Genomic DNA, 10608 nt, shown 5'->3' with positions numbered 1-10608 from the left:
TATCAGTACCAAATATTATAGAACCTTTTTTTGTGATAATGAAAAACTTTGAAAAAATACTTAAAAAGATTATAAAGCCCTCCGTGTCAGTTGCTTAAAATTATTTATGTATGATATTATTAAGTTTATAAACATTGATTTGAGGGATTTTTATGAAGTGGATGGGTTTTCAAGCAATTTTAACGATTGTGAGTCATTTTGTTTTCATTGGTTTCGCTTTTTCTGCGTTACAGGCTTTAAGATTAGATCGTTATATCGTACCAGAAAGGCAGGGAAAATATAAACTTGTATTGGTTTTGGTTTCCGTTGCCCTTGGTTTTTTGTGTAGTGAATTCTTTTTAAGCTTTATTGATAACATTCGGAATCTCTCGTATTTATTTAGTAAATAATAATTTTAAATATTTATGATGTACTCTGGTTAAACTATTGGAGGAATAAACGTGGAAAAGATTATTGTACGTGGCGGGGAAGGGTTAAGTGGAACTGTTGATATTGAAGGAGCAAAAAATGCTGTTTTGCCGATTTTGGCAGCAAGCATTTTGCCGGAAACAGGCAGAACAGAATTGACAAACGTTCCAATTTTGTCTGATGTTTACACTATGAACAATGTGATCCGTTTCTTAAATGTTAAAGTTGGCTTTAATGAAAAAGCAAAGTCGATCACTTTGGATGCGACTGGGGATCTATCATATGAAGCTCCGTTCAAGTATGTTTCAAAAATGAGAGCATCGATCGTTGTATTAGGTCCTTTGTTGGCTCGGCTGAAACATGCAAAAGTAGCTATGCCTGGTGGGTGCGCGATAGGTACGCGACCAATCGACCTGCATTTAAAGGGAATGGAAGCTTTAGGAGCTAAAATCGAGCAACACGACGGATACATAGAGGCGACTACTAACGGTTTAGTTGGCGCAAATATCTATTTGGACTTTCCAAGTGTTGGAGCTACTCAAAACATCATGATGGCTGCGACCTTAGCCAAAGGGACAACTATGATCGATAATGTTGCTCGTGAACCTGAGATCGTTGATTTAGCTAACATTTTAAATCAAATGGGTGCAAAAATTACAGGTGCGGGTACTGAAACGATCAAAATCGTTGGAGTTTCTTCGTTACATGGTGCAAAACATTCTATTATTCAAGACCGGATCGAAGCAGGAACATTCATGGTTGCTGCTGCATTGACTCATGGCAATGTTTTGATCAAGGATGCAATATCAGAGCATAATAAACCATTGATTTCTAAATTAGAAGAAATGGGAGTTATTGTTTCTGATGAGGAAGATGGGGTCCGTGTTATTGGACCAGAAAAATTACAGCCTACCACTGTCAAAACTTTGCCGCATCCTGGTTTTCCAACTGATCTCCAACCGCAAATGTCTATTTTACAATTAGAAGCATACGGTACTAGTGTTATGACGGAAACGGTCTTTGAGAATCGTTTTATGCATTTAGAAGAGTTACGCCGAATGAATGCCAACTTTAAGATCGAAGGCGATTCAGCTGTGATGTACGGTCCGAATGACTTAACTGGGGCAGAAGTTGCAGCCACTGATTTGCGTGCAGCCGCTGCACTTGTATTAGCAGGCTTGGTTGCTAAAAACATTACTCAAGTTACTAACTTAGAGTATTTGGATCGTGGATACTATCACTTCAATGAAAAACTCGCTAGTTTAGGTGCATCGATCAAACGAATTGACGACCTAACAGGCACAACGATCGATCTCAAAAAGAAAACACAAAACTAGTTTTTGCAGACAGCCCAATTTTTACGAGTTATAGGGCCGTTTGTGTTTTGAATTTACCTAAATTGGAATTTGAAAATCGTCCACCTAGTCTTGATAGTGGGCGTTTTTTATTTTAACATTAGAGTTTGACTAAATTTAGAAAAATTAATAGACTTAACTATTTTGAAAACGTTGATGTATCAGCAACTATATACATCTTATTAGCAGTCTGATATAATGACTTAGATATGGTTTAATTTAGACTTATTGTATAAAATTAAAGGAGAACTATAATGGCAAAGGATATTGGTATTGATTTGGGGACCGCCAATGTTTTGATCAATGTTCAAGGCAAAGGCATTGTGTTAGATGAGCCTTCTGTAGTGGCAATTGATACAGATACGGACCGGATATTGGCAGTTGGTTCAGAAGCATATAAAATGGTGGGACGTACACCAGGAAACATTCGAGCAGTCCGCCCGCTTAAAGACGGGGTAATTGCAGATTTTGATATGACTGAACAATTGCTCGCTTACTTTATAAAAAAACTAAATGTTAAAGGATTAATGTCCAAGCCTGATATTTTAATTTGTTGTCCAACAGGGACAACTGATATTGAGCGTAAGGCTATTCGGCAGGCTGCCGAAAAATCTGGTAATGGAGCAGTCCATGTCGATGTTGAACCAAAAGTGGCTGCAATTGGTGCTGGTTTGGAAATTTTTAAACCAGTGGGTAATATGGTAGTCGATATTGGGGGCGGAACTAGTGATATAGCCATTCTTTCATTGGGTGATATCGTTGCTAGCAGCTCATTACGTGTTGCTGGTGATCGTCTCAATACGGATATCGTGAACTATATTCGAAAAGATTTTGGCTTATTGATCGGTGAACATACAGCAGAACGAGTTAAAATTGAGATCGGAACTGCGGTTCCTGGTCATCGTAATGAAGAGGTCCAAGTACGCGGTCGTGATGTAGTCAATGGATTACCTAAGGAAATTGAATTAACTTCTGATCAGGTCGAAGGTGCGATCCATGATACTTTGGAAAGTATCGTTGTAGCGGCCAAGGATCTTTTAGGACAGATCCCACCTGAATTAGCAGCTGATATTATCGATTATGGTATTATGTTGACTGGTGGTGGAGCTCTAATCGATGGCTTGGGGCAATTATTCTCGGATCAGTTGGGTGTTCCTGTGCACGTTTCAGAAACTCCTTTGCAAGATGTTGCAAAAGGAACAGGCTTTCTACTGGAAAATCCTGAAAAGATAACTGACTTAAAATAATTAGCTGGTGATAATTGTGAAAAACATTTTGATTTTTCCAATCAAGGTATATCAAAGGTTTATTTCTCCCTTATTTCCTCCGACATGCAGATATTATCCCACGTGTTCTAACTATGCAGTTCAGGCTATAGAAAAACATGGTTTTTTAGGAATACTAATGGCAACAGCTCGAATTTTACGGTGTAATCCGTTTGTTCATGGAGGATATGATCCAGTTCCAGATAAGTTTACACTTTCTCGTAATACTGATTGGGTCAAAGAGGAAGATTCGATTGCAGCTAAATGGAGGAATGAAAATGAAGAAAGAAAAAAACATTGAAATAGTTGAAGAAGAAAAACGGATAAATGGCATACTTGTCTCCCAGCTGACTTTAGGTAAGGAGTCCATAGGTACGATACGCCAGGATAAAAAACGCTATGTGGTGACTTTCCCTAATGGGGAAGAAACACATATGTCTAGCAGGTCAGCTGGTATTGATGCCTTGATCCGTGAATTTCATCTACATCATAGTTAAGAAAATGAACTTGATTTTTGAATAAAGGAGCGTTATTCGTTCACCATGAATACAAAATTGAGAAGAAGCGACGATGAAGATTCACGAATCGACTGGGGAATAATTTTGTCAGTTTTGTTGTTGGCTGTGATCGGTATTGCTTCGATCTATGTTGCCGCTAGTAATGATACAAGCACAACTAGCATTGCTAGAACGATGATCTCTCAAGCGGTCTTTTATACTTTAGGTATCTTACTTGTAGTATTCATCATGCAATTTGATGCTGAACAGTTATGGAAGGTTGCTCCTATCGTATATGGTTTTGGGATTTTTCTTTTGATAATGGTCTTATTTCTATATAGTCGATCGTATGCTCAACTGACGGGCGCCAAGAGCTGGTTTGCACTTGGACCTTTGACTTTCCAACCGTCCGAAGTTATGAAACCTGCCTACATTATTATGTTGGGTCGTGTTGTAACGCAGCATAATAGTGAGAATGTTAGTCATACTATTCGAGGTGACTGGCAATTGATTGGCAAGATGGTCGGTTGGACATTGCCAGTGGCAGTTTTATTGGAACTACAAAATGACTTCGGGACGATGCTGGTTTTCTTTGCCATTTTTGGCGGTGTGGTGCTGCTTTCCGGGATCTCTTGGAAGATCATCATACCAACTTTCCTAGCTGTGGCTGCTGTGGGTGGTTTTTTGATCTTTTTAGTAGTTTATGATCGAAGTTTGCTACTGTCGCTTGGTTTTAAAGATTATCAGTTTAAGCGGATCGACTCTTGGTTGGATCCGTCTGCTAATACATCTTCTAGCGCCTATCAATTATGGCAAAGCATGAAGGCCATCGGTTCAGGAAAATTATTAGGCAAAGGTTTTAATGTTTCGAAAGTTTATGTGCCGGTGCGTGAATCAGATATGATTTTTTCCGTAATTGGTGAAAACTTCGGCTTTGTTGGTGCTTGTGTTTTGATCTTTATCTATTTATTGCTTATTTTCCAAATGATCCAAGTCACTTTTGATACCAAAAATGAATTCTATGCCTATATTTCGACTGGTGTGATCATGATGATCATTTTCCATGTTTTCGAAAATATTGGGATGAGTATTGGCTTGCTGCCACTAACAGGTATTCCGCTACCGTTTGTAAGCCAAGGTGGTTCTGCTTTGATTGGAAATATGATCGGAGTGGGACTAATAATGTCGATGAGATATCATTATAAGAGTTATATGTTTAGTAATAATGAAGAGTTCAGGTAGTTTAACTTTTACTAAGCACTAATAAATAACTATAAATGCGGTCATGTTTTTATAATGATCAAGGAAAGCTGCTTAAAGTTCTAATCACTTTAGGCGGCTTTTTTGTTAGAAAAATTTGTCATTTCAAAGAGTAGTTTTGTCTGTAACTTGTTTTTTTAACAATTCTAATTCATACTGAGTTTATCAAATAATTAGTCAAGTGAGAACTAAGGGAGTTGACTGAAGTGAAAATGTTTTATTGTTATTCCAAATGTTCGACATGTAAAAAAGCTAAGAAATGGTTGGACGAACACAATGTTCAATACAATTCACAAGATTTGGTAGTGCAGCCGCCAGCTAAAGAAGATCTATTGAAATGGTTGAATAATTCTTCACAACCATTGCGCTATTTTTTCAATACAAGTGGTCAACATTATCGGCAGCAAAATTTAAAAGACAAGTTGCCGCGGATGACTAATGAAGAAGCTGCAAAACTGCTTTCAGCCGATGGAAAGCTTATCAAACGCCCTTTGATGGTTGATGGAGACAAGCTCACATGTGGCTTTAAAGAAGAAGTTTATGCAGAAAAATGCTCACATTAATTTTTCTAAGCTAATTGAAAACGATTCTCATTTGCTTTAGAATGAATGAGAAGTACTTAACATGAATTCAAAGGAGAAACGATATGGCCACTTTAGAAGTAAAAGATTTACATGTTAAAGCAAAAGAAGAAGAAAAAGAAATCTTGACCGGAGTCAACTTAAAAATGACGACCGGTGAGATCCACGCTATCATGGGGCCAAACGGAACCGGGAAGTCGACCTTGTCTGAGACGATCATGGGAAATCCAAATTACGAAGTTTTGAAGGGAGATATTTTGATCAATGGACAAAGTATCATTGGTTTACCGGTAGATCAACGTGCTCGTGCCGGTTTGTTTTTGGCGATGCAGTACCCTGCTGAGATCCCCGGCATTACCAATGCTGAATTTATCCGTGCTGCTATTAATTCGCGTCGGGCAGAGGATGATCAGATGCCGATCCCAGCATTCTTAAAAAAATTAGATCATACTTTGAAGACCTTAGACATGACCGAAGAAATGTCAGAACGTTATTTAAACGAAGGCTTTTCAGGGGGAGAAAAGAAACGTAATGAGATATTACAACTGATGATGATCGAACCTAAATTTGCTATTTTGGATGAGATCGATTCTGGTTTGGATATTGATGCTTTGAAAGTTGTTTCACGCGGAGTCAATGCAATGCGGGGACCGAAATTTGGTTCACTGATCATTACGCATTATCAGCGGTTATTGAATTATATCAAACCAGACGTTGTGCATGTCATGATGGGCGGCAAAATCGTCAAATCGGGCGATGCTGAGTTGGCAGTGAAACTGGAAGATGAAGGTTATGCTGGTTTAAGAGATGAGCTGGGCTTAGATGTTAAATTGGTCGATGAAGAATAGGGGGGGCACCAGATGACAGTCGAAATGCAAACTGATCAGGATATTAAAAAGTATGCCCAACAAGTTGATGAGCCTCAATGGTTCACTTCAATGCGACTGAAAGCTCAGCAAGAAGTTGAGGACCTAACTTTACCAAATTTTCAAAAAATTCAGTATCATTCATGGCCAATTAATGCGACACGTAAGTTAGAAGTTGGCGACCATCGTTTAACAGATGAAAAATTAGTTACGGAGCAGGCAAATATTGTCCAAATTGGTTCAAAAGTCATTCAAAAAGATTTACCTCAAGAATTTATGGATAAAGGAGTCATCGTTTGTGATTGGGCTACGGCTTTAAAGAAACATTCAGAGTTAGTCGAGAAATACTTTATGACGATGGCAACTGAGCCGACCGAAAATCGGTTGAATGCTGAGCATGTTGCTCACTTGACCAGTGGTTTGCTGATTTATGTTCCCAAAAATGTTATTTTAAAACACCCCCTGACTTCTTATTTCTTTCAAGATGCTCGGCAGTCGCGAGATTATGTACACCATTTATTATTGATCGCTGATCGCGGAAGTGAAGTTTCATATTTAGAAAATACTGGGACTATTGGTACTAAGCCTTGCCCGGCTAATATTATTGAAGAGGTTATTGCTGAACCCGACAGTCATATTAAGTTTGCCAGTGTCGATCGTTTGGGAGAAAACACGACCGCTTACTTAAATCGACGAGGGTATCTAAAACGTAATGCTCGGATCGACTGGTCGATGGGTATGATGAATGATGGTAATATCGTTGGGGATTTTGATTCTGAATTAGTTGGCGAAGCTTCACATGCTGAAGTTAAAGTCGTGGCTATTTCAACAGGTGATCAGGTTCAAGGAATCGATACGCGAGTCACTAATTATGGTCAGCACTCCTTAGGCAATATCTTACAACACGGTGTGATCTTGGCACGCTCAAGTTTGATTTTTAATGGGATCGGTCATATCATTCACGGTGCACGTGGTGCGGAGGCCCAGCAGGAAAGTCGAGTCTTGATGCTTTCAACTAAGGCTCGGGGTGATGCAAATCCGATATTATTGATTGATGATAATGATGTTGTTGCTGGACACGCAGCTAGTGTTGGACGTGTCGACGAACAAAAGATGTATTATTTAATGAGTCGTGGTGTGGACAAAAAAACTGCAGAACGTTTGGTGATCAGAGGATTCTTGGGTCCGGTCCTTTCAGCCTTGCCATCTAAAGAAGTTCGAAAAGTTTTGGCAGATATGATCGAGAGGAAGTTAGTCAATGGACAAAAAGATGAATGATCTGTTAGAGGACTTCCCGATTTTAAAAGAAATGATCAATGATGAAAAGTTGGTTTATTTGGATAATGCGGCTACAACTCAGAAACCCAAGCAGGTTTTGGACACCATTAGATATTACTATGAACATGATAACGCTAATGTTCATCGCGGTGTCCATACTTTAGCTGAACGGGCTACGAAACAGTATGAACAAGTTAGGGAAAAAGTTGTCAATTTCATTGGCGGTAATGATCCGCATGAAGTAGTTTATACCAAAGGGACGACTGAAGCTTTGAATTGGGTCGCAGCCGGTTATGGTGCGACACATGTCCATGCTGGGGATGAAATTGTTGTTTCCTATATGGAACACCATAGTAATATTGTTCCTTGGCAGCAGCTGGCAGCTAAAGTCGGTGCTAAGCTCAAGTATATTACTTTAACAGCCGACGGTCAGCTGGATTTAGAAAGTGCTAAGCACGTTATTACTGATAAAACGGTGCTTGTTTCACTTTGTCATGCTTCTAATGTTTTAGGTGTGGTCAATCCAATTAAAGAAGTTGCTCAATTAGCTCACCAGCATGGTGCGATCATGGTTGTTGACGGTGCGCAGGCTGTGCCGCATATGAGAGTCAATGTGCAAAAACTGGGTGCTGATTTTTATGCTTTCTCTGGCCATAAAATGTTGGGCCCAACTGGGATTGGTGTATTATGGGGCAAAAAAGAACTGCTAGCGGGGATGAGGCCTTTAGAATTTGGCGGAGAAATGATCGCCAATGTTGGTTTATATCATACTGACTTTAAAGAACCGCCGTATAAATTTGAAGGTGGGACCCAAAATATTGCCGGCGTTGTCGGCTTAGGAGCTGCAATCGATTATTTAACTGAAGTAGGTTTGGATAATGTAACAGCTCATGAAAAGTCGTTGAGCAAGTATGTTTTGCCCAAGCTTCAAAAAATACCCGGAATTGAAATTTATGGACCATCAGACCCGGATATTAGAACAGGGGTCCTCTCATTTAATTTAACCGGTATCCATCCCCATGATCTGGCCAGTGCTTTGGATATGGATGGAGTTGCTGTCAGAGCTGGTCATCATTGTGCTCAGCCTTTGATGAAATATTTGGGAGTTGGTGCGACAGCGCGGGCTAGTTTTTATTTGTACAACACAAAAGCAGACGCAGATTTGTTTATTAATGCAATTTTGGAGGCAAAGGAGTTCTTTTCAAATGGCTCTTTCTAAATTAAGCAACTTATATCGACAGGTGATCATGGATCACGCTAAACATCCGCATAATAATCAGCCGTTACCGCAAGCTGATCACGAGATCGAATTACGCAATCCAACTTGTGGCGATGTTTTAACTGTTCAACTAAAAATACAAGATGATAAGATCATTGACGTTGCATACACTGGGACTGGATGTACGATCTCACAAGCTTCAGCGTCAATGATGACTGATCAGATCAAGGGAAAAACTACCGCAGAAGTTGAGAAAATGGTGCTTGGTTTTTCTGATATGGTTTTAGGAAAAGAAGTCCCTGACATGGAAAGGTTATTGGGAGAGGCTGCAATTTTACAAAGTGTGGCACAGTTTCCGGCGCGGATCAAATGTGCTACTTTGGCTTGGAAGGCAGCTTATCAAGCGATAGAGGAGAGTGAGAACGATGACTAGCAGTGTGCCTGATGTTGGTGGAGAGTATAAATACGGGTTTAAAGACGATATCGAACCGATATACACAACTGGGGAGGGGTTGACTGAAGATATCGTCCGCGAGATCTCAGCAGTCAAAAATGAGCCGCAGTGGATGCTTGATTTTCGTCTGAAGGCTTATGAGATTTACAAAAAGTTACCGATGCCTAAATTTGGACCTGATCTTTCTGGGATCGATCTAGACAAGATCAATTATTTTAGACGCGATGCTGACAAGGTTGCTCGTAATTGGGATGATGTTCCGGAAGATATTAAGAAAACATTTGATCGATTGGGTGTTCCGCAAGCAGAACGTGAATATCTGGCAGGTTCATCAGCTCAGTATGAATCAGAAGTTGTTTATCACAACATGCAACAGCAATTTGAAAAAACAGGGATCGTATTTATGGATACTGATTCTGCGGTACAGCAGTATCCAGAATTAGTCAAAAAATATTTTGGCAAGTTAGTGTTGCCAACTGATAACAAGATGGCAGCCTTAAATTCAGCTGTCTGGTCCGGTGGAACATTTATTTATGTGCCTAAGGGGGTTAAGGTCTCGACCCCGATCCAAAGTTATTTCCGGATCAATGCTGGAAATTCAGGCCAGTTTGAGCGAACACTGATCATCGTTGATGAAGGTGCTAGTGTTAATTATGTTGAAGGCTGTACGGCACCTAATTATTCACAAGATAGTTTGCACGCTGCGGTGGTTGAGGTCAATGTATTGCCAAATGCTTATTGTCGCTACACGACGATCCAAAACTGGTCAGATAATGTTTATAGTTTAGAGACCAAACGTGCACAGGCTCTGGAAAATTCGACAATGGAATGGGTCGATGGTAACCTAGGCTCTAAAGTAACAATGAAATATCCAAGTGTTTATTTGGATGGTCAAGGAGCTCGAGGAACGATGCTATCGATTGCTTTTGCAGGTCAAGACATTCGTTCTGATACAGGCGCACGGATGATCCATCATGCTAAGAACACCTCGTCATCAATTGTTTCCAAGTCGCTATGTAAAGACGGAGGAAGTGTAGACTATCGGGGACAAGTTAGGTTTGACCGGCACAGCGATGGCTCATTTGCCCATGTCGAATGTGATACGATCATTATGGATGAAAAGTCGACCAGTGATACGATACCATTCAATGAAATTTTGAACGGTAATGTGTCGATGGAACACGAAGCTAAGGTTTCTAAAATTTCAGAAGAACAGCTATATTATTTGATGAGTCGTGGAATTTCTGAAGAAAAAGCAACTGAAATGATTATTATGGGATTTGTCGAGCCATTTACTAAAGAACTTCCAATGGAGTATGCGGTCGAATTAAACCGTTTGATCAATTACCAGATGGAAGGGTCTGTAGGATAAGCTTAATATATATGCTCTAAGTGTTGGTGTGTCAGTGCTTAGGGCTTTTTTAT

At 39.8% G+C, this 10608-nt stretch carries 12 protein-coding genes; all 12 read left to right on the top strand.

Annotated features, from left to right (window positions below):
• The first annotated feature begins 152 nt into the window (after positions 1-152).
• The 12 genes from FC65_RS05740 (at position 153) to sufB (ending at position 10555) form a co-directional block, all read left to right on the top strand.
• Positions 153-389 (top strand): DUF1146 family protein, encoded by a 237-nt coding sequence (locus FC65_RS05740; RefSeq protein WP_010499473.1) that lies wholly within the window; start codon positions 153-155, stop codon positions 387-389.
• Positions 390-440: 51 nt separating this feature from the next.
• Entirely contained in the window at positions 441-1745 is a 1305-nt protein-coding gene (murA, locus tag FC65_RS05735) for a UDP-N-acetylglucosamine 1-carboxyvinyltransferase (RefSeq protein ID WP_056971888.1), read from the top strand.
• A 272-nt stretch (positions 1746-2017) separates the two neighbouring features.
• Positions 2018-3010, top strand: coding sequence for a rod shape-determining protein (gene mreB / locus FC65_RS05730; RefSeq protein ID WP_056971887.1), 993 nt, complete (start codon positions 2018-2020; stop codon positions 3008-3010).
• Positions 3011-3026: 16 nt separating this feature from the next.
• The gene (gene yidD, locus FC65_RS05725; RefSeq protein WP_029605706.1) at positions 3027-3329 is read left to right on the top strand and encodes a membrane protein insertion efficiency factor YidD; all 303 of its coding nucleotides are present in this window, start codon (positions 3027-3029) and stop codon (positions 3327-3329) included.
• On the top strand, positions 3307-3525 hold the full coding sequence (locus FC65_RS05720) for a DUF2969 domain-containing protein (RefSeq protein WP_010499469.1): 219 nt from the start codon (positions 3307-3309) through the stop codon (positions 3523-3525). Before yidD ends, FC65_RS05720 begins: the two co-directional genes overlap by 23 nt.
• Before the next feature lie 45 nt (positions 3526-3570).
• Positions 3571-4767 (top strand): FtsW/RodA/SpoVE family cell cycle protein, encoded by a 1197-nt coding sequence (locus tag FC65_RS05715; protein ID WP_056971886.1) that lies wholly within the window; start codon positions 3571-3573, stop codon positions 4765-4767.
• Between the two features lie 224 nt (positions 4768-4991).
• A complete protein-coding gene (locus tag FC65_RS05710) occupies positions 4992-5348 on the top strand; it encodes an arsenate reductase family protein (protein WP_156408576.1) in 357 nt (118 codons plus the stop codon).
• A gap of 83 nt (positions 5349-5431) precedes the next feature.
• Positions 5432-6214 (top strand): Fe-S cluster assembly ATPase SufC, encoded by a 783-nt coding sequence (gene sufC / locus FC65_RS05705; RefSeq protein WP_010499455.1) that lies wholly within the window; start codon positions 5432-5434, stop codon positions 6212-6214.
• A gap of 12 nt (positions 6215-6226) precedes the next feature.
• Entirely contained in the window at positions 6227-7510 is a 1284-nt protein-coding gene (gene sufD, locus FC65_RS05700) for a Fe-S cluster assembly protein SufD (protein WP_056971885.1), read from the top strand.
• A complete protein-coding gene (locus FC65_RS05695) occupies positions 7491-8729 on the top strand; it encodes a cysteine desulfurase (protein ID WP_010499443.1) in 1239 nt (412 codons plus the stop codon). Before sufD ends, FC65_RS05695 begins: the two co-directional genes overlap by 20 nt.
• Positions 8716-9162, top strand: coding sequence for a Fe-S cluster assembly sulfur transfer protein SufU (gene sufU / locus FC65_RS05690; RefSeq protein ID WP_056971884.1), 447 nt, complete (start codon positions 8716-8718; stop codon positions 9160-9162). The genes FC65_RS05695 and sufU overlap by 14 nt, the downstream gene beginning before the upstream one ends.
• On the top strand, positions 9155-10555 hold the full coding sequence (sufB, locus tag FC65_RS05685) for a Fe-S cluster assembly protein SufB (RefSeq protein WP_056971883.1): 1401 nt from the start codon (positions 9155-9157) through the stop codon (positions 10553-10555). Before sufU ends, sufB begins: the two co-directional genes overlap by 8 nt.
• Positions 10556-10608: the final 53 nt, after the last annotated feature.

Origin of the sequence: Ligilactobacillus acidipiscis DSM 15836 (assembly GCF_001435755.1) — a bacterium.
Taxonomy (GTDB): Bacteria; Bacillota; Bacilli; order Lactobacillales; family Lactobacillaceae; genus Ligilactobacillus; species Ligilactobacillus acidipiscis.
Note: the sequence above shows the minus strand (reverse complement) of the source record. Positions and strands in the feature narration are given on the sequence as shown.

Bases quoted from the DNA above. Each gene is read 5' to 3' on its own strand.
- FC65_RS05740 (WP_010499473.1), top strand. From the start codon at position 153: ATGAAGTGGATGGGTTTTCAAGCAATTTTAACGATTGTGAGTCATTTT.
- mreB (WP_056971887.1), top strand. From the start codon at position 2,018: ATGGCAAAGGATATTGGTATTGATTTGGGGACCGCCAATGTTTTGATC.
- FC65_RS05720 (WP_010499469.1), top strand. From the start codon at position 3,307: ATGAAGAAAGAAAAAAACATTGAAATAGTTGAAGAAGAAAAACGGATA.
- FC65_RS05715 (WP_056971886.1), top strand. From the start codon at position 3,571: ATGAATACAAAATTGAGAAGAAGCGACGATGAAGATTCACGAATCGAC.
- sufC (WP_010499455.1), top strand. From the start codon at position 5,432: ATGGCCACTTTAGAAGTAAAAGATTTACATGTTAAAGCAAAAGAAGAA.
- sufD (WP_056971885.1), top strand. From the start codon at position 6,227: ATGACAGTCGAAATGCAAACTGATCAGGATATTAAAAAGTATGCCCAA.
- FC65_RS05695 (WP_010499443.1), top strand. From the start codon at position 7,491: ATGGACAAAAAGATGAATGATCTGTTAGAGGACTTCCCGATTTTAAAA.
- sufU (WP_056971884.1), top strand. From the start codon at position 8,716: ATGGCTCTTTCTAAATTAAGCAACTTATATCGACAGGTGATCATGGAT.
- sufB (WP_056971883.1), top strand. From the start codon at position 9,155: ATGACTAGCAGTGTGCCTGATGTTGGTGGAGAGTATAAATACGGGTTT.